General features: G+C 68.0%; 21 protein-coding genes. 8 read left to right on the top strand and 13 right to left on the bottom strand.

All coding sequences use genetic code 11. The features are described from left to right. Positions 1–54: 54 nt before the first annotated feature. Both ACEN9Q_RS18995 and ACEN9Q_RS18990 read right to left on the bottom strand, forming a co-directional pair. The gene (locus ACEN9Q_RS18995; RefSeq protein WP_495625646.1) at positions 55–441 is read right to left on the bottom strand and encodes a VOC family protein; all 387 of its coding nucleotides are present in this window, start codon (positions 439–441) and stop codon (positions 55–57) included. Further along, positions 441–1,955, bottom strand: coding sequence for an alpha/beta hydrolase (locus tag ACEN9Q_RS18990; protein WP_495625645.1), 1,515 nt, complete (start codon positions 1,953–1,955; stop codon positions 441–443). The genes ACEN9Q_RS18995 and ACEN9Q_RS18990 overlap by 1 nt, the downstream gene beginning before the upstream one ends. A 172-nt stretch (positions 1,956–2,127) precedes the next feature. On the opposite strand from ACEN9Q_RS18990, the gene rpiA reads away from it, so the two are divergent. Together rpiA and ACEN9Q_RS18980 are read left to right on the top strand one after the other, a co-directional pair. Beyond that, positions 2,128–2,805 carry a ribose-5-phosphate isomerase RpiA gene (rpiA, locus tag ACEN9Q_RS18985; RefSeq protein ID WP_495625644.1) on the top strand — a complete coding sequence of 226 codons (678 nt, stop codon included), beginning with the start codon at positions 2,128–2,130 and terminating at the stop codon, positions 2,803–2,805. An 11-nt stretch (positions 2,806–2,816) separates the two neighbouring features. After that, positions 2,817–3,155 (top strand): hypothetical protein, encoded by a 339-nt coding sequence (locus ACEN9Q_RS18980; protein ID WP_056443291.1) that lies wholly within the window; start codon positions 2,817–2,819, stop codon positions 3,153–3,155. Between the two features lie 28 nt (positions 3,156–3,183). Here ACEN9Q_RS18980 and ACEN9Q_RS18975 read toward each other — a convergent pair whose 3' ends face one another. Next, positions 3,184–3,456, bottom strand: a complete 273-nt coding sequence (locus ACEN9Q_RS18975) for an oxidative damage protection protein (protein WP_029756863.1) — start codon at positions 3,454–3,456, stop codon at positions 3,184–3,186. A 179-nt stretch (positions 3,457–3,635) separates the two neighbouring features. Then, positions 3,636–4,949 carry an amino-acid N-acetyltransferase gene (gene argA / locus ACEN9Q_RS18970; protein ID WP_056443288.1) on the bottom strand — a complete coding sequence of 438 codons (1,314 nt, stop codon included), beginning with the start codon at positions 4,947–4,949 and terminating at the stop codon, positions 3,636–3,638. Positions 4,950–5,003: 54 nt separating this feature from the next. Between argA and hrpA the strand changes: the two genes are divergently transcribed. Both hrpA and ACEN9Q_RS18960 read left to right on the top strand, forming a co-directional pair. After that, positions 5,004–9,170 carry an ATP-dependent RNA helicase HrpA gene (gene hrpA, locus ACEN9Q_RS18965; protein WP_495625643.1) on the top strand — a complete coding sequence of 1,389 codons (4,167 nt, stop codon included), beginning with the start codon at positions 5,004–5,006 and terminating at the stop codon, positions 9,168–9,170. A 98-nt stretch (positions 9,171–9,268) separates the two neighbouring features. Continuing rightward, positions 9,269–9,724, top strand: coding sequence for a DUF2214 family protein (locus tag ACEN9Q_RS18960; protein WP_495625642.1), 456 nt, complete (start codon positions 9,269–9,271; stop codon positions 9,722–9,724). Between the two features lie 3 nt (positions 9,725–9,727). Here ACEN9Q_RS18960 and ACEN9Q_RS18955 read toward each other — a convergent pair whose 3' ends face one another. After that, positions 9,728–10,303, bottom strand: a complete 576-nt coding sequence (locus ACEN9Q_RS18955) for a DUF6622 family protein (RefSeq protein WP_495625641.1) — start codon at positions 10,301–10,303, stop codon at positions 9,728–9,730. 196 nt (positions 10,304–10,499) lie between these two features. On the opposite strand from ACEN9Q_RS18955, the gene ACEN9Q_RS18950 reads away from it, so the two are divergent. After that, positions 10,500–11,378, top strand: a complete 879-nt coding sequence (locus tag ACEN9Q_RS18950) for a dioxygenase family protein (RefSeq protein ID WP_495625640.1) — start codon at positions 10,500–10,502, stop codon at positions 11,376–11,378. Between the two features lie 16 nt (positions 11,379–11,394). On the opposite strand, the gene ACEN9Q_RS18945 is transcribed toward ACEN9Q_RS18950, so the two are convergent. The 3 genes from ACEN9Q_RS18945 to ACEN9Q_RS18935 are packed head-to-tail and all read right to left on the bottom strand — an operon-like array spanning position 11,395 to position 12,888. Further along, complete coding sequence (locus ACEN9Q_RS18945) at positions 11,395–11,589, bottom strand: hypothetical protein (RefSeq protein WP_495625639.1); 195 nt, start codon at positions 11,587–11,589, stop codon at positions 11,395–11,397. 43 nt (positions 11,590–11,632) lie between these two features. After that, positions 11,633–12,049, bottom strand: a complete 417-nt coding sequence (locus tag ACEN9Q_RS18940) for a secondary thiamine-phosphate synthase enzyme YjbQ (protein ID WP_495625638.1) — start codon at positions 12,047–12,049, stop codon at positions 11,633–11,635. A 38-nt stretch (positions 12,050–12,087) separates the two neighbouring features. Beyond that, positions 12,088–12,888, bottom strand: a complete 801-nt coding sequence (locus ACEN9Q_RS18935; protein ID WP_056443265.1) for an HDOD domain-containing protein — start codon at positions 12,886–12,888, stop codon at positions 12,088–12,090. A 216-nt stretch (positions 12,889–13,104) separates the two neighbouring features. Here ACEN9Q_RS18935 and ACEN9Q_RS18930 point away from each other — a divergent pair, with 216 nt between their 5' ends. Then, complete coding sequence (locus ACEN9Q_RS18930) at positions 13,105–13,551, top strand: FKBP-type peptidyl-prolyl cis-trans isomerase (protein WP_082548049.1); 447 nt, start codon at positions 13,105–13,107, stop codon at positions 13,549–13,551. A gap of 86 nt (positions 13,552–13,637) precedes the next feature. Next, positions 13,638–14,591, top strand: coding sequence for an IS1595 family transposase (locus tag ACEN9Q_RS18925; RefSeq protein ID WP_495625637.1), 954 nt, complete (start codon positions 13,638–13,640; stop codon positions 14,589–14,591). 77 nt (positions 14,592–14,668) lie between these two features. Here ACEN9Q_RS18925 and ACEN9Q_RS18920 read toward each other — a convergent pair whose 3' ends face one another. Beyond that, on the bottom strand, positions 14,669–15,601 hold the full coding sequence (locus ACEN9Q_RS18920; protein ID WP_495625636.1) for an alpha/beta hydrolase: 933 nt from the start codon (positions 15,599–15,601) through the stop codon (positions 14,669–14,671). A 14-nt stretch (positions 15,602–15,615) separates the two neighbouring features. Continuing rightward, entirely contained in the window at positions 15,616–18,267 is a 2,652-nt protein-coding gene (locus ACEN9Q_RS18915; protein ID WP_495625635.1) for a glycoside hydrolase family 3 C-terminal domain-containing protein, read from the bottom strand. A gap of 520 nt (positions 18,268–18,787) precedes the next feature. Here ACEN9Q_RS18915 and ACEN9Q_RS18910 point away from each other — a divergent pair. After that, entirely contained in the window at positions 18,788–20,908 is a 2,121-nt protein-coding gene (locus ACEN9Q_RS18910; protein ID WP_495625634.1) for a GGDEF domain-containing protein, read from the top strand. Positions 20,909–20,927: 19 nt separating this feature from the next. Here ACEN9Q_RS18910 and ACEN9Q_RS18905 read toward each other — a convergent pair whose 3' ends face one another. From ACEN9Q_RS18905 to ACEN9Q_RS18895, 3 genes are all read right to left on the bottom strand, one after another. Beyond that, positions 20,928–21,407 (bottom strand): VOC family protein, encoded by a 480-nt coding sequence (locus ACEN9Q_RS18905; RefSeq protein WP_495625633.1) that lies wholly within the window; start codon positions 21,405–21,407, stop codon positions 20,928–20,930. Between the two features lie 104 nt (positions 21,408–21,511). Next, positions 21,512–23,011 (bottom strand): MDR family MFS transporter, encoded by a 1,500-nt coding sequence (locus ACEN9Q_RS18900; RefSeq protein WP_495625632.1) that lies wholly within the window; start codon positions 23,009–23,011, stop codon positions 21,512–21,514. Further along, entirely contained in the window at positions 23,001–23,465 is a 465-nt protein-coding gene (locus ACEN9Q_RS18895; RefSeq protein WP_495625631.1) for a MarR family winged helix-turn-helix transcriptional regulator, read from the bottom strand. Before ACEN9Q_RS18895 ends, ACEN9Q_RS18900 begins: the two co-directional genes overlap by 11 nt. Positions 23,466–23,536 lie beyond the last annotated feature (71 nt).

Genomic DNA, 23,536 nt, shown 5'->3' with positions numbered 1-23,536 from the left:
GGCTGTGATATTGGAACTCATTCTACACAGCCGCAGCCGCCGCATCGCGCACGACTATCGGCCGGGCGGGGGCTCCCACAGCTCGACCTTGTTGCCTTCGGGATCGATGACCCAGCCGAACTTGCCGTATTCGCCGTCGTCGGTCTTGTCCAGCACGTCGCAGCCTTCGTCGCGCAGCGTCTGCAGGAGCGCGGCGAGGTCGTGGACGCGGTAATTGATCATGAAAGGCGCGCGGCCCGGCACGAACGGATCGCTGCCGGCGGCGAACACGGACCAGGCCGTCGTGCCGCCGCCGGGATTGCCGGCGTCGTCGCTCCAGTCGAAGGCCGCGCCGCCCCACGGTTGCACATCGATGCCGAGGTGGCGCTTGTACCAGGCGCCCAGGGCGGCCGGGTCTTTCGCCTCGAAGAAGATACCGCCGATGCCAGTCACGCGTTTCATCACTGTTCCCCCAGCGCGCCCAGCCGCTCGCGCGCATGCATCTGCCCCGGCTCCAGCGCCAGCGCCTGCCGGTAATTGGCGATGGCCGCGTCGCGCTCGCCCGCCGCCTCGCAGGCCTGGCCCAGGCCGTCGTAGAGGAAGTCGAAGCGTTCCGGATACAGCTTCACGCCCAGGCGGAACACCTGCAAGGCGTCCGCGGCGCGCCGTTCGCGCAGCAGCTTCATGCCCCAGTCGTGCGCCTGCAGCGGGTCGAGGGTCAGGTCAGGGTTTTGCGCGTGCAGGCGGTCGTAGATGGCGCCGATGTGCTCGAAGCCCTGGTGGCCCAGCTGGTCGAGGAAGGTGTCGAGCGTCGGCGGCGCGCTCGCGGCGCGGTGCACGGCAAACGACACGAAGCCGGGCGGCGGGCGCTGCGCGGCGAGGGCATCGTCCAGCTGGCGGCGCGCGGGGGCATCGTTCTTCAGGCGCGCGTCGAGGAAGCGTTCCACCATGTGCGCCATCGCGCCGTACGATTGCGCAAGCTGGGCGCGCGTGCGGCCGGCGTAGGCGACTTCCGGCGCCATGCGCTGCGACCAGGACGAAAAATCCATGTGGTTCGCGGCAGCGAGCGTGGCGAGGTAGACGTCGGCATAGCGCACGCGCGCCAGCAGTTCGGCGCCCACGGTGCCCTCGTCCTGCAGGCGCGTCATGTACAGCAGCGGGATGCCCAGGCGTTCCGGCGTGACGTAGCGGGCGGCGCGCGGGCCGCCGTTCACGTAGTCGTAGGCGGCGCGCAGCGAGCCGTCCAGCGTGACGAGGGCGCGGATGCGATCGTCGCGGGCCGCCGCCAGCACGCTTGCCAGGCTGCCCCAGCTGTGGCCGACGACGGCGATGCGGTTCGTGTCCGCCTGCGCCAGCGTGGAGGCGTAGCCGACGAGGAAGCCGATGTCGTCGGCCTGGGCTTCGGCGCCTTCCAGGTCGGCCGTCATCGTGTGCGAGCGCGGGCCCAGCGACGGCGTGGCGAGCACGATATAGCCGTGGCTCGCCAGGTATTCGCACAGGTCGGTGTTCTCGATCGCGTAGGCGCTGTGGCTGGGCGCGTAGATCACGACCGGGAACTTGCCGGGACGCTCGGGCGCGTCGCGCAGGGCGTGCATCGGGTTCGTGAGTTCGCGCTGGACCTGCGCGCCGCGCGTCTCGACGAGCGCGTCGGTGGCGCGCCGCACCTGGTCGGGCATGCGGCTGAATTCTTCCTCGGTCGCGACGGTCGCCACGTAGTCGCGCCAGGTCATGGCGCCGCCGCTGCCGATGGCCGGATACCAGACGAGCGTCTGCAGCGGCCGCGAGCGGTCGCCGCTCGTGGCCTGCGCCGTGACCGGATTGCGCGGATGCTGGTAGACGCGCGCCCGGTCGTACTGTTGGCGGACGTGGAAGCCGACGCGGTACGGGCCGGATGGCGCGGACGGCGAGAAGTCGGCGGCCGTCGCGGCGTGCGCGAGGACGAGGGCGAGCAGGAAGGTGGTCAGGGTCCGGAACATGGGTCGTTGGCGTGGTGGTGTCCGAGGCTGAGACAGGTGTTTCTTTGGTTGCAAGATTATATGCTGAATTGGCATGAAAACTGTCGCGAAAGCGTGGCGCATCATGGCCGTTGCGGCGAGGAGGGCCGCCGAATCCGCTAAAATGTCGGATTCTTCACCTCTTACCAACATCATGACTCAGGACGAACTCAAGCAGGCAGTGGCCCGCGCCGCCATCGATCACGTGGTCGACGGCGAAATCATCGGCGTCGGCACCGGCTCCACCGCCAACTTCTTCATCGACGAACTCGGCAAGATCAAGTCGCGCATCAAGGGCGCCGTGGCGTCGTCGGAAGCGACGGCGGCCCGCCTGCGCGGCCACGGCATCGAGGTGTTCGACCTGAACGACGTCGCGGCGATCTCCGTCTACGTCGACGGCGCCGACGAGATCAACGCCACGGGCGCCATGATCAAGGGCGGCGGCGCGGCGCTGACGCGCGAAAAGATCGTCGCGTCCGTGTCGGGCAAGTTCGTGTGCATCGCCGACGGCTCCAAGCTGGTCGAGACGCTGGGTAAATTCCCGCTGCCGGTCGAAGTCGTGCCAATGGCCGCGAATGCCGTCAGCCGCAAGCTCGCCGCGCTGGGCGGCCAACCGCGCCTGCGCACCAAGCCGGGCAGCACGGACGCCTTCGTCACCGACAACGGCGGCTACATCCTCGACGTGGCCGGCCTGTCGATCAAGGACCCGGTGGGCCTGGAATCGGAGATCAACCAGATCGTCGGCGTGATCGCCGTCGGCCTGTTCGCCCGCCGCGGCGCCGACGTCTGCCTGCTGGGCACGGGCGACGGCGTCAAGTCGCTGACGTTCTGAGCGGAGCGGACATGAAGCGCGCTCCGGCTCTGTTGTCGATCGCCCTGGCGGCCGCGCTGGGCCTGGGCGGTTGCTCCATGTTTCATCACACCATGCCGGCACCGGCCGCGCCGGCCGCACCCGTGGCCGCCGCCTCGCCGGCCGTCGAAACGATTCCGTTCCACACGGGCGTGTCGTCGGCCACCGTCGAGAAGATGGCGAAGCAGCAAGGTTGTACGGGCGGGCAGGGCGCCGGGCTGATCACGCAGCCGGGGCCCGTCGAGGTCTATCGCATGCGCTGCGAAAGCGGGACGATGAGCGGGAAAGTGTTCATGGCGCGCTGTGAATTGCGCCAGTGCAGGCAGATGTAGGGACAGGCGGCGCTGTCCCCGTGCATCGTCAGGCGGTCGGCGGCACGTAGCCGGCGGCCTCGTCGGCACCTTCGCCGAAGAAATGGCGTTCCATCTGCGTGGCCAGGTATTTGCGGGCGCGCGCGTCGGCCATGTTCAGGCGGTTTTCGTTGATCAGCATGGTCTGGTGCTTGAGCCAGCCATCCCACGCCTCTTTCGACACGCTTTCATAGATGCGTTTGCCCAGTTCGCCCGGGTACGGCGGGAAGGCGAGGCCTTCGGCTTCCTTGTTCAGTTTGATGCAATGGACGGTGCGGGCCATGTTCTTGCTCCTGGTTCGGTATCGGAAAAACGTGATTATAAGGCGGCCGGGGAAAAGCTACCGGCCGTGAACAACGTCGCCCCTGCGAAGGCAGGGGCCTAATTTGCGCGCGTGGCCGCAATGGACTTGGCGGAATAGTGCCGGGGCACTATTCCGCCTCCGCGGGAACGACGGCGTTTTCACAGCTGCTTGATCAGGATCTGCGACCGTCTCTGCCAGTTGTACATATGCGCCCGATCCTTGGGCAGGTCGTCGACGGTCGCCAGCACGAAGCCGCGCTTCTTGAACCAGTGCGACGTGCGCGTGGTCAGCACGAACAGCTTGGTCATGCCGGCCGCGCGGGCGCGGTTTTCCATGTGCTTCAGGATGCGCTCGCCGTCGCCCTGGGTCTGCGCATCCGGACTCACGGTCAGGCAGGCCATTTCCGCCATCTTCGATTCGGGGAACGGGTACAGCGCGGCGCAGCCGAAGATGACGCCGTCGTGCTCGATCACGGAGAATTGCTCGATCTCGCGTTCGATCAGTTCGCGCGGACGTTTTACCAGCGTGCCGTCCGCTTCCAGCGGTTCGATGAGCTTGATAATGCCGCCGACGTCCTCAATTGAAGCCTGGCGCAGGCTCTCGAGGTTGTCGTGCGTGATCATCGTGCCCACGCCGTCGTGGGTGAACAGTTCCAGCAGCGCGGAGCCGTCCAGCGAGTAGGGCACGATGTGGGCGCGGTCGACGCCGCTGTTGCAGGCCTTGATGGCGTGCTGCAGGTAGAACGACGCGTCGTTCGGCAAAAAGCCCGCCTGCAGCACGGCTTCGGCCTGGTGCGACGACAGTTCGCGGATGTCGCCGCCGCCGGCGTCCTTCATCAGCGGCGTCTCGGTGATGAAGACGAGTTTTTCGGCGTGCAGGGCGATCGCGGCGGATACCGCCACGTCTTCCATCGTCAGGTTGAACACCTCGCCCGTCGGCGAAAAGCCCAGCGGCGACAGCAGCACGATGTTGTCCTCGGTGTTGAGGATCGGCTGGATCTTGTCGGCCGCGACCTTGCGCGTGACGCCCGTCAGCTCGTGGTCGACACCGTCGATCACGCCGAGCGGGCGCGCCGTGACGTAGTTGCCGGAGACGATGCTGATATGGGCATTCGACATCGGCGTGTTGGGCAAACCCTGGCTGAACGCGGCCTCGATGTCCAGGCGCAGTTCGCCCGCGGCTTCCTTGGCGCATTCCATCGCCGCGCTGTCCGTGACGCGCACGCCGTTGTGGAAGCGGCCCTCGACGTTGCGCAGCGCCAGCTGTTCGGCCACCTGCGGCCGCGAGCCGTGCACCAGCACGACGCGGATGCCGAGTCCGACCAGCAGCGACAGGTCCTGCGCGAGCACGGGCAGTACGCCGTCCGCGACCAGTTCACCGGGGAAAGCGACGACGAACGTCTTGCCGCCGAAGGCGTGAATATACGGCGCGACAGAGCGCAGCCACTGGACGAATAGGGTAGGGTTTTCCATTTGCCGCATTATAATTCGCTGCGCGACTTGCGCACCAAATCCTCGTAAAAATCAATGTCTGAACAGAGTAACAAGCCCGCGCCGAAGCCGGCGCGCGCACCTTCTCCCGACCGTTCTTCGCAACCGCGTGGCGAAGGCCAGTCCGCGCGCCGCGGCCCGCGCCCGCCTGCGCGCGAGGGCGCGCTCGCGAGTGCGCTCGCGCAGGCGCAGGTGCGTCCGCCGGGCGACGACGCCGGCGCGCAGGAGCGCCCGGCCAAGCCGCGCGACGGCGCATCGCGTCCGCGCGAAGATCGCGCCGCGCGCGGCGATGGACGCAAGCCCGCGGTTCGGAATCCCCTGCCGCCCATCGTCTTCCCGGAAGAGCTGCCCGTCTCGGGCCGGCGCGCGGAAATCGCGAAGGCGCTGATGGAGAACCAGGTCGTGATCGTGTCCGGCGAAACCGGCTCGGGCAAGACGACGCAGCTGCCGAAGATCTGCCTGGAGCTGGGCCGCGGCGAGAAGGGCATGATCGGCCACACGCAGCCGCGCCGCATCGCCGCGTCGTCGACGGCGAAGCGCATCGCGCACGAACTGGGTTCGCCGCTGGGCGAGCACGTGGGCTACAAGGTCCGCTTCAACGACACGCTGTCGCCGGGCGCCTGGGTCAAGTTGATGACGGACGGTATCCTGCTGGCCGAAACGCAGACCGACCCGCTGCTCAAGGCCTACGACACGATCATCATCGACGAGGCGCACGAGCGCAGCCTGAACATCGACTTTTTGCTCGGCTACCTGAGGGAGATCCTGCCGCGCCGGCCGGACCTGAAGGTGATCATCACGTCCGCGACGATCGACGCCGACCGCTTCGCGCGCCATTTCGGCACGCCGGACAAACCGGCGCCCGTCATCGAAGTGTCGGGCCGCCTGTACAAGGTCGAGGTGCGTTACCGCCCGGTGGAGCGCGACCAGGAACTCGCGTCCTCCGCCGACGGCAAGGCGGTGTCGAAGGCGCAGGCCGCGCGCGACAAGCGCGACCTGATGGATGCCGTCGTCGACGGCGTCGACGAATTGTGCCGGCTGGGCCAGGGCGACGTGCTCGTGTTCCTGCCCGGCGAGCGCGAGATCCGCGACTGCGCCGAGGCGCTGCGCAAGCACCATCCGCCGCACGTCGACATCCTGCCGCTGTTCGCACGCCTGTCCGTCGAAGAGCAGGACCGGGTATTCAAGACGACCAACGCGCGCCGCATCGTGCTGGCCACGAACGTGGCCGAGACGTCGTTGACGGTGCCGGGCATCCGCTACGTCGTCGATGCCGGTTTGGCGCGCGTAAAACGCTACAGCTATCGCAACAAGGTCGAGCAGTTGCAGGTCGAGCCGATTGCGCAGGCCGCCGCCAACCAGCGCGCGGGCCGTTGCGGCCGCGTCGCGGACGGCGTCTGCATCCGCCTGTACGAGGAAGCCGATTTCCTGCAGCGGCCGAAATTCACGGACCCGGAAATCCTGCGCTCGTCGCTGGCGGCCGTCATCCTGCGCATGAAGTCCCTCCACCTCACGGACGTCGAGACCTTCCCGTTCGTCGAGCCGCCGCAGGGCCGCGCCATCGCCGACGGTTACCAGTTGCTGCAGGAACTGGGTGCCGTCGACGACGCCAACGAGCTCACAAGCATGGGCCGCAAGCTGGCCAAGCTGCCGCTCGATCCGCGCGTGGGCCGCATGATCCTGGCCGCCGTCGACAATGTGTGTCTCAGCGAGATGCTGATCATCGCGTCCGCGCTGTCCGTGCAGGACCCGCGCGACCGGCCGATGGAATACCAGCAGCAGGCCGACGAGAAGCACAAGAAATTCGCCGACGAGAAGAGCGAGTTCCTGGGCTTCCTGAAGATCTGGCGCTGGTTCGAACAGGCCATCGAGCACAAGAAGACGAACCGCCAGCTGCAGGACAACTGCCGCGAGAATTTCCTCTCGCAGGTGCGCCTGCGCGAGTGGCGCGACGTGCATTCGCAACTGCTCACCATCGTCAAGGAGCAGGGCTGGCGCCTGAACGAGACGCCCGCGACCTACGACCAGCTGCACATGGCGCTGCTCACGGGCCTGCTGGGCAACATCGGCTACAAGATGGAAGAGGAAGGCGGGGCGCAGTCCGGCGGCGCCTACCTCGGCGCGCGCGGCATCAAGTTCCACATCTGGCCCGGTTCGACGCTCGGCAAGAAGGCCGGCAAGTGGGTCATGGCGGCGGAGCTGGTCGAGACGACGCGCCTGTACGCGCGCTGCATCGCGCAGATCCAGCCGGAGTGGATCGAGAAGATCGGCGGCCACCTGCTGAAGAAATCGTGGGGCGAGCCGCGCTGGGAAAAGCGCACGGCGCAAGTCACGGCGAGCGAGCGCGCGACGCTGTACGGCATCGTCGTCTACAGCCAGCGCCGCATCAACTACGCGCTGCACAATCCGGGCGAGGCCCGCGAGATCTTCATCCGCGACGCGCTGGTCGGCGGCGACTACGAGACGCGTTCTCCGTTCTTCGCCCACAACCACAAGCTGATCCGCGAAATCGAGAACCTCGAGCACAAGTCGCGCCGCCTCGACGTGCTCGTGGACGACCAGCTGATCTTCGCGTTCTACGACAAGGAGATCCCGACGGACGTCGTGAACGGCGCGGGTTTCGAGAAGTGGTACAAGGACGCGGCGCGCGACAACCCCAAGCTCCTGTACCTGAACCGCGAAGAGCTGATGCGCCACGAAGCGGCGGGCGTCACGACGGAGCTGTTCCCGAAGACGATGAACGTCACCGGCATCGAGATGGGCCTGACGTTCCACTTCGAGCCGGGCAGCCCGCGCGACGGCGTCACCCTGACGGTGCCGCTGTTCGCGCTGAACCAGATCCCGCGCGAGCGCGCGGACTGGCTCGTGCCGGGCATGCTCAAGGAGAAGGTGCAGCTGTTGTTGAAATCCCTGCCGCAGAAGCTGCGCCGCCACTGCGTGCCGCTGCCGGACTACGCCGCGCGCTTCTTCGAGCGCAACGAGGACCCGGTGCGCTTCGGCCGCGGCGACCTGATCGACGCGCTCATCGCCGACATCCACGCGCAGACGGGCGTGCGCGTGATGACGACGGATTTCAAGCTGGAGACGCTGCCCGCGCACCTGTTCATGAATTTCAAGGTCGTCGATGAACACGGCCGCCAGCTCGACATGGGACGCAACCTGGCCACCTTGCAGGCGGAACTGGGCGGCCAGGCGCGCCAGAGTTTCCAGCGCATGGCGGAAAGCACGCCGGCCGCCGCGCAATCCGGGGCGAAGCCGCTCGCGCAGCCGCTGGCCGCCAACGCGCCGGCGCCCGTGCCTTCGCATGCGAAAGGGAAGGCGGCGCCCGCGCCGGCGGCTGCGGCCGCGCCGAGCGCCCACACGAACATCACCGGCTGGACCTTCGGCGAACTGCCGGAACTGCTGGAGATCACGCAGGGCAAGATCACGCTGATCGGCTTCCCGGCGCTCGTCGACAAGGGCACGCACTGCGACCTGGAGGTGTTCGACGACCCGAACGTGGCGGCGCGCACGCACCGCGTCGGCCTGCGCCGCCTGTTCGCGCTGCAGTTCAAGGACCAGCTGAAATTCGCCGAGAAGAACGTGCCGGGCCTGCAGCAGATGGGCATGCAATTCATGTCGGTCGGCACGCCGGACGAACTGCGCGAGCAGATCGTCAACAAGGCCATCGAGATCGCCTGCCTGCAGGACCCGCTGCCGGTCGATGCCGCCTCGTTCAACAAGCGCCGCGACGAGGGCAAGGGCCGCATCGGCCTCCTGATCAACGAGACCGCGCGCCTGGCCGGCCAGATCCTCGCGGAGTTCCACGGCCTGCCCAAGCGCCTGCAAGGCTTGCCGCCGGCCGTCGCGGGCGACATGCAGGCGCAGTTGCAGGGCCTCGTCCACAAGCGCTTCATCGCCGAGACGGAATACAGCCAGCTCGCCCACTTCCCGCGCTACCTGAAGGCGATGAACGTGCGCCTGGAAAAACTGCGCGGGAATCCGGCACGCGACGCGCAGTTGATGGCCGAGTGGCAGGCGGCGGCGACGCAGTTCCAGCGCACGGTGAAGAACCAGCCGCTGAAGAACCTCGATCCGCGCATGATCGAGTTCCGCTGGATGCTGGAAGAGCTGCGCGTCTCGCTGTTCGCCCAGGAGCTGCGCACGCCGATGCCGGTGTCGTCCAAGCGCCTGCAGAAGGTGTGGGAGTCGATGCTTCGCTGAACCGGGGTCAGAGCCCGATTTTTGGCAATTTCCTGAATTCGGGCTCTGACCCCGGAGTTTGCTACAGTTGACATTCCTTCACTGTCAGCGACCGCATCATGACCGACCTCCTGCTCGCCATCGTCCACCACCTGATCGTGTTCGGTCTCGCGGCCGTGCTGGCCGCCGAACTGGCGCTGATGCGGCCCGCCGCGATGTCGCCGCACACCGTGCGCCTGCTGGGGCGCTTCGATGCGGCGTATGGCGTGCTGGCGCTGGCGATCCTCGTGGTCGGCTTCCTGCGCGTGAAGTACGGCGCGAAAGGTCCCGGCTTCTACATGCACAATCCGGTGTTCTGGGCGAAGATCGCCGCCTTCGCCGTCGTGGGCCTGATCTCGATCCGGCCCACCCTGCGCATCCTCGGGTGGCAAAAACGGGCGAAGGCGGATGCGGCGTTCGTTCCGGCGCTGGACGAGGTCAATGCGCTGCGCCGGACGATGCTGCTGGAGATCCACGTGTTCGCGCTGATCCCGATCTTCGCGGCCATGATGGCGCGCGGCGTCGGGTACAGCTGAACCTTACGCGGCTGCCGCACCCGCCGGCAGCAGGCGGTACGACGCCAGGTCGCGCGCCAGGCGGCCGACGAACCAGCCGTTGAACACGCCGAACAGGCCGCACACGGCGCAGGCGAACAGCGTGTCGTGGCGCAGCTGCGGCGCGACGGACAGCGCCACGGACGCCACGTACTTCGTGAAGAACACGGCCATCATCATGACGAGCGGCAGGCGGCTGCCGCGCACGCGCACGCTGCCCGGCACGTTGCTGGCCCCGATGCGCCCGGTGCCGGCCAGTCCGGCCGGCAGCGCCATGGCGGCCGCCGCCAGCGCCCATGCGGCCAGCGCCGGGCCGCCGAGGCCGAACTTCGCGTTCATGTCCTGCAGCGACAGCACCAGCATCACGGCGGGAATCATGACCAGCTTGCGGAGTTCCAGGTCGCGGTCGCGCATGGCGATCATGCCGCGCTGGACGAGGAAGGCGAGGATCGCCCAGACGTAAATCGGGGTGTGGGTCAGGATCTGGATCAGCATGGTGGGCTCCTTGAGTGCGTTAAGTGGTGCCACTTTGCCGGGATGCCGGTTCGTCCGTGCGCCCATGCGACGAGATACCGGAGCGCGGCGCGAAATGCGGCTGGACGGCGCGAAGTGCGGGCGGCGCGCGCGTCTTTACGCGGCTTTACAGTGGTTGACGGCGCTTAACGTTTCCCCATCCGACAATGCGTCGCGCGCCTGGCATGCCGCATCCATATCGATAAGCCGGGCCGGATACTCGTTTCGTAACCCAGGGGGACCCATGGATCATTCACATCACAGCCTTGCCGAAGACCTCGAGCGCATGCTCGCCACCGAGACGAGCCGGCGCCGGTCGCTGCGCTGGCTGCTCGCGTCCGCGGCCGCCGTGCCGCTCGCGGGCTGCGGCGGCGGTTCGAGCGCCGACACGACGGCATCGACGGCGGCGTCGACGTCCGGCAGCACGACCGGCAGCACGGGCAGCACGGGCAGCACGACGACCACGACGACGGGCACCTGCGCCGTCATCCCCGAGGAGACCGGCGGCCCGTACCCGGGCGACGGCACCAACAGCAACGGCAGCGGCGTCGCGAACGCGCTGACCCTGTCCGGCATCGTGCGCAGCGACATCCGCAAGAGCGTGTCGCCCGGCAGCGCGACGGCGGCCGGCATTCCGACGACCTTGAAACTCCAGATCGTCAACGTGGGCGCAAGCTGCGCCAGCGTGGCGGGCGCCGCCATCTACCTGTGGCATTGCGACCGCGACGGCAATTACTCGATGTACGCGAGCGCTCTGACGAACGAGAACTACCTGCGCGGCGTGCAGGAGGCGGACAGCACGGGCACCGTCACGTTCACGACGATCTTCCCCGGCTGCTACTCGGGCCGCATGCCGCACATCCACTTCGAGGTCTACCCGAGCCTCGCGAAGGCGGCGAGCGCGTCGAACCGCATCAAGACGTCGCAATTCACCTTCCCGATGGCGACCCTGAACGAGGCCTATGCGACGACTGCCTACGGCGCCAGTTCGCGCAACCTGGCCTCGATGAGCTATGCGACCGATAATGTGTTCAGTGACGGCACGTCGCTGCAGATGGCGTCGGTCAGCGGCAATGCGGTCGCTGGGTATGTCGTCACGCTGACGGTCGGCGTGTCGCTGTGATGGCCCGACCGGCGTACTAGGCGGGTTTGCCGCCGTTCAGGCCCAGGTAGCGCCCGTCCGGGTCGACGTGCGCCGGATCGACGTCCATCGCGCTGTCCGACATGGGCGTCAGCTTGTTGATGATGATGAATTCCATCGTTGCGTAGCCATGCGACAGCGTCTCGTCATGATCGTCCGGGTACTGCGCGTAGCGGTAGACTTTTACGGTCATCGATGCCTCCAGTTCAGCGTTTGGCGTCCATTCTGCCCAAGGTTCAGTCACCGAGCACCGTGACGACGACATTGCGCCGGTGCTCGGCCACCCGGTGCTCCCACAGATAAATGCCCTGCCACGTGCCGAGCAGCAGCCGCCCGTCGCCGACCGGCACGGTGACGCTCGTGGACGTCAGCATCGTGCGCGCGTGCGCGGACATGTCGTCCGGGCCCTCCGTGTCGTGGCGGTAGGCCGGGTCGCCATCCGGCGCGAGGCGCCTGAGGATGGTTTCCAGGTCGTGGCGGACGTCGGGATCGGCGTTTTCCGTGATCAGGAGGGAACAGCTCGTGTGCTGGACGAACACGTGTGCGAGCCCGCAGCGGATGCCCGAGCGGGCGACGGCGTCGGCGACGGCGGCCGTGATGTCGCGGCTGCCGCGTCCGAACGTATTGATTTCGAGGATGGATTGATGCGGCATGGTCGGCTCCTTGCGTTGCCGTCCATGCTACACGAGGTTCAGGGCGCGGCGGAGAATGCGTCGTGCGCCGGGAAGCGTGCCGTCATCCATTCGCGCGACAGGCGCAGCGTGTCGATCACGTCGGCCGGCAGCGTGTCGAGGATCGCCGGGTCGTCGCTCGGCGTGTCGGCCAGCAGGCTGGCCAGGTGGATGATGCCGCCCAACTGGCAGAACGGGTGCGCCGCCATCGGGTCGGATGAATTTTCCAGCGCGCGCACGATCTTGTCGGGGAAGTTCCAGCGGCGGCCCAGTTCGGCCGTGATCTGGCCTTCGGACAGGCCCAGCAGGCGTTGCTCGCGCTCCCAGCGGCCGCCGGCGAGGTGCGGCAACTGCTCGATCTCCGCGAACGTCGTCGGCGCCACCTGGTAGATCAGCAGTTCGCCCAGGCGCAGCATCATGCCGGCCAGCCAGGCTTCGCTGCCGTCGATGCCGAGGCCGCCCGCCAGCCATTTGGCGTAGCCGGCGCAGGCCATGCTGCTTTTCCAGAACTCGTCCGAATCCAGGCCGGGCAGGGACGGAAAGGAATCGGCGAAGCACGTGGCCAGCGCGAGCGTGCGGATGTGGGCCATGCCCGCGAGCGCGATCGCTTCGTCGAGCGAGCTGACGTTGCGGCGCGAACCGAAGCGGGCGCTGTTCGCAAGGCGCATCAGCTTGGCCGTCAGCGCCGGGTCGCGCGCGATGACGGCCGCTACCTTTCTGGCGGACGCGTCCTCGTCGTCGAGGGTCGCGATCAGGGCGTGGGCCACTTCGGAAATCGTGGGCAGTTTGACGTCTTCAAAAAATTTCGCAAGGCTGATCATGGGCATCTTTCATCGTACGGCGCTGGGTTCAGTGTAAGCCTTGACGGTATTGCCTTAGCGAATTATTTTATGTTTCCGAGAAAATTGTTGCGGGGGCGTCTTCGCATACGATCAACTTTGAATTTGTAACAAATAAAAACAAATGTAAAGGCAACCTGAACGTGTACCTGCGGTAAGGTTGCCTGCCTTTACAAAACCTTACGCATCAGGGATCCAATGACATTCAAACCTTCCTTCGCCGCCTGCGCTGCCGTTCTTGTCGCCGTCCTGAGCCTCGCCGGCTGTGGCGGCGGCGGTGGCGGGTCTTCGTCCACGACGACCGCCGTGGCGAATCCGGCCCAGTTCAGCGCCACCGACGTCGTCCTCGGCACCGGCACCGAGGCGGCCAGCGGCAAGACCGCGACCGTGACCTATACGGGCTGGCTGTACAGCGACACGGCGACGGACCACAAGGGCACGCAGTTCGACGCCGGGACGTTTACGTTCACGCTCGGGCAGAACCAGGTGATCGCCGGCTTCGAGCAGGGCGTGCTGGGCATGAAGGTGGGTGGCAAGCGCACGCTGCTGATCCCATCCAGCATGGGCTACGGCGCGACGGCAAACGGCGCGATCCCGGCCAATTCGGGGCTCGTGTTCGACGTGGCGCTGACGGCGGTGCAATAAAAAAGGCTGTGTTCGCGTTAAGTCCGTGAACTGAATCTGGTTGCAGAGGTCATACGCATCGTCGAGTTAACTCATGAGGAGTGACGATGCGCGGCCTACCCTTCGACGAAGTGCTCAGCCTGTTGTCGGCGGCGCTGCTCTCGGCTGCCGACCTGGTCCGGCTGCGCGAATGGATCGCTGGTCTGTCGCATCCGGCGGAATGTATCGCCCTGATCGAACAGGCCGCCAGAGGCCGGCCGTGTCCGCGCTGCGGTTGTGGTCGCGTGCACCGCTGCGGCCAGGCGAACGGCTTGCAACGTTTTCGTTGCCTCGGGTGCGGACGCAGCTACAACGCACTGACCGGCACGCCGCTCGCTCGTCTTCGCAAGAAAGAGTGCTGGCTACCGTTCCTGCAATCCATCCTCGAATCGCGCACGGTGCGCGACGCTGCGCGCGTGACCGGTGTGCACCGGACGACCAGTTTCAGGTGGCGCCACCGGTTCGTGTCCGGCGCGATGCGCGACCGTCCTCCGATGTTGGCGGCCATCGTCGAGGCGGACGAAACCTATCGCCTCGAATCTCAGAAGGGTTCGCGCAACCTGACGCGGCCGCCGAGAAAGCGCGGCGGCGTGGCCAGGCGGCGCGGGATCAATCGTGAGCACGACTGCCTGCTCGTCGCCTGCGACCGTACGGGGCAAACGCTGGACTTTCACACGGGCCGAGGACAAGTGACGGCCGCGCAATTGCATGCGTGCCTCAAGCCGGTATTGCCGGCCGACGTGTTGCTGATCAGCGACGGGGCCGCGGCGTATCGCCGATTCGCCACGCAAGCGGGCATCACGCACGAGGCGGTGAACGTGAAGGCCGGCGTGCGGGTGCGCGGCGCGATCCACATCCAGAATGTGAACAGCTGGCACAGCCGCTTCAAGAGCTGGCTGGTGCGCTTCCGCGGCGTCGCGAGCCGCTACCTCATCAATTATTCGGGCTGGCAACGGCTGCTGGATGCGCGGCGGCTGACGACGCCCGCGCACCTGCTGTGTGCGGCTGCCCGGCCTAGCTAACCGGCAGCGCTCGCTTACCTACATAACGCGAACACAGCCATAAAAAACGGGGCTCGAGGCCCCGTCGTCCGATGCCGTCAGTGCGCCGGCTTCAGATAGCCATGCATGCCGAGCCAGCGCGCGAACGCCTCAAACCAGCCGGTACTGGTGGTCGTCTTGGCATACATGCCGAAGCCGTGCCCGCCCTGTTCGTACAGGTGGAATTCGACCGGACGCCGCGCCGCGCGCCAGCTGTCGACGAGGCCGTAGCCGCCGTTGCCGAACAGCGGATCGTCCGCCGCCAGCGCGACGAACAGCGGCGGCGCGTCGGCCGGCACCTTGACCGGCGCCAGCGGCCCGTAGATGTCGCCGAGGAACGCGGGCTTCGCGTCCTGGCCGTGCAAGGCCGTCGCCATCGTCAGCATCGCGCCCGCGGAAAAGCCCAGCATGCCGATGCGGCCCGGGTCCACGTGCCACGCGGCCGCCCGCGCGCGCACGAGCGCGAACGCGGCGCGCGCGTCGGCGATCTGCGGCGCCAGCGTGGCGGCGGAATCGCGCGGTGCCGGCGGCCGCGCGGCGGCCGAGAACATCTGCGCCATCTCGCGCGCGAACGCATCCATGTCCTGCGGCGTCTGGTTCAGGCGGTATTTCAGCACGAACGCCGCCACGCCCTTGCCGGCCAGCGCCTTCGCCACGTCCCAGCCTTCGTTACTCATCGACAGCGTCTTGAAGCCGCCGCCCGGCGCGACGATCACGGCGGCGCCCGTCGCCTTTGCCGGATCGGGCAGGAACGGCGTCAGCGTCGCCACCGTGACGTTGCGGGCAAAGGTGCTCCCGTACTGCGTGTGCCAGCTCTCCTGCGCCTTCGCGCCCGGCAGCGGGCCGGTGGCCAGCACGATGGCGTCCGGCTGCGCGGGCGCCGCGATGGGCGTCGTCCTGTCGTTCTGTGCGTGCGCCGGCGCGGCGAGCGCGTATGCCAGGGCGAGCGCGCCCGCGCCGGCCAGCCGGCCGAATCGATGTGTCGTCTTCATGGTGTCTCCTTGCTTTATTGGGCCAGCACGACGGTCTGCTGCAACGTGAGCGTGCCGTCCCGCTGCGCGACGCCCGTCCCCGGCTGGCCCGACCCGACGCTCAGCCGGTACTGGCCGGGCGTCAGTTGCCGGATGCCGTCGCGCGTGACGAAACTGAGGTCGCGCGGCGCCAGCGCAAAGCTGACCCGGCGCCGCTCGCCGGCCTTCAGCGACAGCCGCTGGAAGCCGCGCAGCGCCAGGCGCGGCGCGCCGTCGAACGCGGGCGGCGTCAGGTACAGCTGCGCGACCTCGTCGCCGTCGCGCGTGCCCGTGTTGGCGACTTCCGTCGTGACGAGCACGCCGTTCTCGGGCGCGCCGTGGATCGGTTCGATGCGCAGCGGCGCATAGCGGAACGTCGTGTACGAGAGGCCCGCGCCGAACGGATAGACCGGCGTGCCCGTGTAGTAGCGGTAGGTCCGGCCCCGCATCGAATAATCGTCGAACGGGGGCAGGTCTTTGACGCTGCGATAAAAGGTGAGGGGCAGGCGTCCGCCCGGATCGGCGCGGCCCGCCAGGACGCCGGCGACGGCGAGGCCGCCCGACTGGCCCGGATACCACGCTTCGAGGATCGCGGCCGCGTTCTCCTTCGCCCACGACAGGTCGATGGCGCTGCCGTTCATCAGCACGACGACGAGCGGCTTGCCCAGCGCCTTGGCCCGTTCCAGCAGGGTGCGCTGCTCGAGCGGCAGGTCGAGCGACGTCTTGTCGCCGCCCGCGAAGCCGTCGACCTTGATCGCCATCTCTTCGCCTTCGAGGTCCGACGTCAGGCCGACGACGGCGACGATGACGTCGGCGTCCGCCGTCCCCGCCGCGAGGTCGGCGTCGGGCGCCGTCGAGATCCGTTTCCAGAACAGGCCGGGCACGCCCGAGGAACCCGCTTCGGCCTGGAAGCGCAGCGGATAGCGCTGGCCTTTCTCCAGCCGCACGGCGGTGAGCTTGAGCGGTTCGCCCCATTGCGAATACGTGGCGGCGCTGACGGCGGGCTTGCCGGCCACCGTCAGCGCGCCCTGCACGCCGGTCACGCCGAGCCGGTAGGTGCCCGTCTCCGGCGCGACGAGATAGCCGGTCCACACGACCTTGTGCTTTTCCGCCACGTCCTTGAACTGGAGCGCGTGCGATACGAGCCCCGGTTCCGTGCGGACGAGGACCGGCCTGGTGTCGGTGCCGTTGATGTAGTCGGCGCGCAGGCCCGGTTTGCCGTCGGGCGTGCGCAGCGCGCTGGCGGGGACCGGATCGCCATCCGTGATCGACGCGCCGGCCGGCACGAGCGTGATGCGCGCCTGCGGCAGCACGCTGCGCAGGCCGGCGACGACGGAGACGGGCGGCGCCGACTGCGTCGACGAATAATTCCCGCGCAGGACGCGGGTGGCGTCGGCCAGCGGGCCGATCACGGCGATCTTCACGCCGGCCTTGAACGGCAGCGTGCCGTCGTTCTTCAGCAGCACGAGGCTCTTCGCCGCCGCCTGCAGCGCGAGGTCGCGGTGCGCCGGCGTGTCGATCGCGTCGACCGGGACCTTGTTCGGTGCGCGCCCGGTCAGCCCCGCGAGGTCGCCGTTGCGGTAGCGCGCGGAGAACAGGCGCACGAGCGCCTGGTCGATGTCGGCCGTGGAAATCAGGCCGCGCTGCCACGCCTCGCGGTAGCGTGCGTCCAGTCCCGTCTTGTCGCCCAGCGTCTGCGTGTTGCACTCGTTGTCGGTCCCGGCCTTCAACGCGACGGCCGCCGCGGCGGCGGGATCGGGCGCGTACTTGTGATGTTCCGAGATGTCGGTCACGGCATCGCAGTCGGAGACGACATACCCCTTGAAGCCCCAGGCGCCGCGCAGGTGCTCCTTGAGCAGCAGGTCGCTGCCGCAGGCCGGCTGGCCGTCGATGCGGTTGTAGGCGCACATGATCGATCCGGCCTTCGCATCGACGATGGCGGCGCGGAAGGCGGGCAGGTAGGTGTCTTCGAGGTCGTGGCGCGACACGAACACGTCGGCCACGTGGCGCGTCGACTCCGGTCCGCTGTGCACGGCGAAGTGCTTGGGCGTGGCGACGACGTCCGGCAGGTCCGGGTCGGGTCCCTGGATGCCCTGGATGAAGGCGACGCCCAGCTGCGCCGTCAGGTACGGGTCTTCGCCATAGGTCTCCTGGCCGCGGCCCCAGCGCGGGTCGCGGAAGATGTTGATGTTCGGCGACCACGTGTCGAGCCCCGTGCCGATGCGTCCCAGGTGCCCTGTCTCGCGTCCCAGCGTGTGCAGCGCGCGCACCTCGGTGCTGATCGCGGACGCGACCCGGTGCACCAGCGGCGCGTCGAACGTGGCCGCGAGGCCGATGGGTTCCGGGAAGTTCGTCGTGGGCAGCGGCCCGAGCGCGCCGTGCAGCGACTCGGTCCACCAGTTATAGGCGGGTATGCCGAGGCGGGGCAGGGCGGGCGCCACGTTGAGCAGTTGGGCGAATTTTTCGTCCGGCGTCATCTGCGCGACGAGCGCGCGGGCGCGGGCGTCCGCATCCGCGCGCGCATCGGCGGACCGCGCGGCGCCTGGCAGCGCCGCCGCGAGCACCAGGGCGCCGCATGCCGCGGTGCGCCGGAAGCCTCTCGATAAGTCTCCTACCTGACCAATTTTTTTGGTCTTATCTTTTTGCATGGGATCTACCTTCAAAGGTGAGATGGGCCGATGCCGGTGTCCGTGCCAACGCGAAGCCGGCCATCGGGGGACGACTGTCATGCCATCGTGCGGCCCCGGGACTGATAACCGGGGTGCTGGATGGTTGCGATAACAGTGGGTGCCGGCCCAGCATGCCGTCCGCCCGTGACACGGGTCAGCGTGGGTCGATCACGCGTGTCCGGTCGAGTAAACGGCATGTTGGGCCAAGCGAGGGACAATGTAGTGTAGGAATTGTTCAGAAGCCAATAACTTTTTATTGCGAACCGATATCGGAATCGATATCGATGATGAGCCGGCCGGGCGCGCTGGATGAAACCTTGTCAGTGTTACGTAACATAATTGTTATGCGATAACATTCGATGCCGGCGGCGCTCGATGTTGTAGTCCCGCATCGATTGCGTTATTTGCCGGGCGCTCACTTCAGTTTCCTTGAGGTAAATAAAAGTCCGGCGGATAATTAACTTGACCAATCCTGGATCATTTGCCGGCGCTTCCGTTCATGGCCATTCTTTATCGCTTCGTCTCCGTCCTGTTCGTCGCCGCCACGGCGTTCGGCCCGGCTGCCCGCGCCGCGCCGCCTGCGGTCGACGTGCCGGCGGAAGTGGCGCGGATCCAGCGGCTGGCGGAAGACGCGCCCATGCAGGCCCTGGACCGGGTGGAAACCGTGCGCCGTATGCTGGGGGCGGGCGCGTCGTACGCGAACCGGCAGCGGCTGTTGCGCATGGAAGCCTGGCTGCGGGAAGACCTGGGCCAGCTGGACGCGTCGTATGCGTTGGACCGGACGTCGCTGCAACTGGCCGTCGCCCATGGCGACGCGGCGGGCGCGGCGGAGGCACGGCTGGGCAAGGTCCGCGAGCTGATCGACAAGCACAGCCTCGATGAAGCGCAGGCGTTACTGGACCAGACGACGGCGCAGGCACCCGCGAATGTATCCCTGGCGTTCAAGGTCGCGGCCGAAAGGACGCAGGGCGACATCCTGAACCTGCGCGCCCGCTTCGACGAGGCGCTGGCGGCGTACCTGCGCGGTTTGCGCCTGCTGCAGGGCGAACCCCGCGAAAGCGGGAAGCGCGCCGCGCTGTACGGCCGCATCGCCCAGGTGTACATCAATGCCGACAATCCCGCCAAGGCGATCGACAGCGCCGACCTGGGGATGGCGGAAAAACGGATGCCGCTGCGGCCGCTCGCCTCGCTGCAGTTCACGCGGGCCGTCGCCTTGATCAGGCTGCGGCGGGACGGCGAAGGCATTGCCGCGTTCGAAAAGGCGCTGGCGACGGCGCTGCGTGCCGGGCTGCTGGGGATGGAAGCGGCGATACGGGGCAATATCGCGGACTATTACCTGATCCGCCAGGATTACGTGCGCGCGGAACAGGAGGCGCGCAAGGCGCTGGTCGCATCGAACAAGGTCAGCGACCGGAACGTGATCCAGATGGCCCGCGCCAATCTCGGTTTCGCCCTGATGGGGCAAGGACGCATCGCGGAGGGCACGCCCTACGTCGACGGCGTGATCGCCGAGATGCGCAAGGAAAAAACCACGGGGGACCTCGAGGCGATGCTGGACGAGAAAGGCCGCATGCTGGAGCGCGCGGGACAGTATCAGCGCGCGCTGGAGATCGTCCGCGAGCAGCAGTCGCTGCAACAGCAGAGCGCCCGCGCGGCGCGCGACCGCGCGATCGCCGCGCTGCAGGAAGAATTCGATGCGCACCGGCGCAGCCAGCAGATCGTCCTGCTGCAACGCGAGAACAAGCTCAAGGATGCGGAGCTGAGCAACCGGCGCACGGTGCAGTTCGCGACCACGTTCGCCGCCGTGCTGACGGTGCTGGCGGGCGCCGTCGTGTACGTCATGTACCGGCGCGCGGCACGGAGCAACGCCCAGCTGAAGGAATTGAACGTGCAGCTCGAATTCAGGTCGACGCACGACGCCCTGACGGGATTGCACAACCGGCGTTCGCTGACGTGCCGGATGGCCGGCCGCAGCGGGACCGGCCGGGGCGACCGGCGCCACGGTCCGCGCGACGGCGTCGACTGCTTCGTCCTCATGGACATCGACCACTTCAAGAGCATCAACGACCGCTGGGGACATGGTGCGGGCGACGCGGTCCTCGTCGAGGTCGCGCGCCGGCTCGCCGCGGCCGTACGCGATACCGACATGGTGGTGCGCTGGGGCGGCGAAGAATTCATGATCCACGCGCCCGCCACGGACCCGGGCAGCGTCGCCGGCATGGCGGCGCGGATACTGGAGACGGTCGGCACGGCCCCGGTCGACGCCGGCAGTTGCCGGATTCCGGTGACGCTCACCGCGGGCGTCGTCGCGCTGCCGCACGTGGCCGGCGACGCGTTCGACTGGCAGTGCGCCGTGCGCCTGGCCGACTGGGCGCTTTACCAGGGCAAGGCGCACGGCCGCAACCAGGCCCGCATCGTCACCCGCCTGTGCGCAGCGGCCGCCACCGTGATGGCGGCGCTGGAACGCGACGGCGATGGCGCCGCGGTCGGCGCGCTGCTGGCGCTCGACTGCGTGCACGGCCCGCGCCAGGAGCCGGCGCGCCCGCCGCAGGCCGCCGTGCGCGACGACGCCGGCGCCGGCGTCGGCCCGGGCACCCTGCACGTGCTGGCCGGCACCTGAACCGCGGCGCCGGCCGGCGTCAGCCGCGCCGTGCCGCCTCGATGGCCGCGACGTCGATCTTCTTCATCGTCAGCATCGCATCGAACGCCCGCTTGGCCGCGGCCCGGTCGGTGCCGGTGACGGCGTCCATGAGCACGCGCGGCGTGATCTGCCACGACAGGCCCCACCGGTCGCGGCACCAGCCGCACTCTTTTTCCTGGCCGCCGTTGCCGACGATCGCATCCCACAAGCGGTCGGTCTCGGCCTGGTCGTTTGTCGCGACCTGGAACGAAAACGCCTCGTTGTGCTGCACGCCGGGACCGCCGTTCAGGCCGAGGCAGGGGATGCCCATGACCGTGAATTCGACCATCAGGATATTCCCCTGCTGGCCGGCGGGATAATCGCCGGGCGCACGGTGGACCGCGCCGACGGCGCTGTCCGGAAACGTCTGCGCATAGAACGTTGCCGCGTCCAGTGCATCGTTGTCGTACCAAAGGCAAATCGTATTCTTGCTGGCCATGTTCTCTCCTGTTGGTGAGTCGTCGGGGCTGCGTGCGGCAGCCGGCGGAAACGATAGCACGTCCGCGCCGGCGCCGGCGGAGTGAACGCCAGCGTGGACGGGGTTCACTCCGCCGGCGGTGCGGCCGGCGCCGGCGCCGGGTGACCGGTGAGCGGCAGCTCCGGCAGGAACAGCAGCGCGACGAGCCCCGCCAGCACGATCAGCGCGCCGGCGCCGAAGATGTTGGCGATGGCGTGGCGGTACACGTCCACCGTCAGCGCCTGCACGGCCGGCAGCACGGCGGCGGCGCCGTGCGCGCCCGCGCGCGCGACCGCCGCGATGCCGTGCGCGTGCACCTGGTGCGCGAGGATGGCGCCGGAACCTGTCACGCCGAGCAGGCCGCCGAACGAGCGGAAGAAGGTCAGCATCGCCGTGCCCACGCCGCGTCGCGGGACGGGCAAGGCGTTCTGCACGGCGATCGTCATGTTGGGCATGACGAGACCCAGCCCGGCGCCCAGCAGGAAGATGGCCGGTTCGATGGTCCAGTAGCCGCGCGCCGTGTCCATGGCCCACGCGAGGACCGCGAACGCCAGTACCGCCGCCGCCAGCCCGGCCACCTGCACGGCCTTGTACTTGCCCGAGCGCGAGAGGACGCGGCCGTTCAGGGTCGACGAGCCGATCATCCCGACCATCATCGCCACCGTCATCATGCCCGAATGGGCCGGACTGTTGCCCATCACGAGCTGGAAGAACAGCGGGAAGAACACGCTGGCGCCCATCAGGCCCATGAAGGTCAGCGCCATCACGATGCTGGCGACGTTGAAGACGCGGTTCGCGAACAGGTCCGGCGGCAGCACGGGTTCCGGCGCGCGGCGCAGGTGCACGAGCAGCCAGCTGCCCAGCACGACCGTGAGCGCGGCGCAGACCTGCACCTGCACGGAATCCCAGGCCCATTCGGTGCCGCCCAGCGCGAGGATCAGCAGGAGCGCGGTGATGGACACGGTGAGCAGCACGGAGCCGAGATAATCGATGCGGTGCGCGTGCGTGCGCACGGGCTTGCGCAGCGAGTGCGCGATGGCGTAGAAGGCCACCGCGCCGACGGGCAGGTTGATGAAGAAGATCCAGTGCCATGACAGCAGGTCCGTCATGATCCCGCCCAGCACGGGGCCGAGGACGCTGGTGACGGCGAACACGATGGCGATCGAGCCCTGGCGGCGCGCGCGTTCCTTCGGCGGCACGAGGTCGCCGATGATGATCTGCGCCAGCGGCATGAAGCCGCCCGAGCCCATGCCCTGGATGGCGCGGAAGGCGATCAGCTGCGTCATGCTCTGCGCGAAGCCGCACAGCACGGAGCCCAGCAGGAACGTTGCGAGCGCCGTGAAGATCATCGGACGGCGGCCGTACTGGTCGGCCAGCTTGCCGTACAGCGGCATCGTCGCGGTGGACGCCAGCACGTACGCCGTGACGACCCAGGACAGATGGGCCATGCCGCCCAGGTCGCCGACGATGCGGGGCAGGGCGGTGGCGACGATGCTCTGGTCGAGCGCGCCGAGGCCCAGCACGGCCATCAGGGCCAGGTAGACGGAACGGATTTCGCGCGCGTCGGCGGGGATGTCAATTTTCATGGTCGGCAAGGATAGTGAGGACGTCGACGGCGCCGGCGAGCGCTTCCATCTGGTCGGGCGACAGGCGCGCGATGCGTTGCGACAGCCAGTCGTGGCGCCGGTCGCGCAGCTGGCGCAAGGCGGCGTGGCCGGCCTGGCTGACGTGCAGGCCGCTGCGGCGCCGGTCCTGGGCCAACGGCGCGGCGCGCTCGACGAGGCCGGCCGCCTCCAGCGCCTTCACCTGGCTGCTCATGGTCGGGCTGCGCACCTGCTGCATGCGCGCCAGCTCGGCCACGCCGATGCCGGGATGTTCGTGGATCAGGTGCAGCAGCATCGTCTGCATCAGCGACAGGCCCTGCTCGTGGCGCTCGGTGTCGCGCCGCATCTGGCGCACGATGCCCTTGAGGGCGCTGCGCAAGTCCTCGGACAGGCGGTCGACGCGTTCGTTCTGCGGGGTGGAATGTGGGTTGGTCATCGTGTGATAGGTAGGCTACCTAACTATATTACGCCAGCGGCGCAGCGAGTTCAAGCGGTTCTTCGGGCGCA

Source organism: Massilia sp. Masssp93, assembly GCF_059491295.1.
Note: the sequence above shows the minus strand (reverse complement) of the source record. Positions and strands in the feature narration are given on the sequence as shown.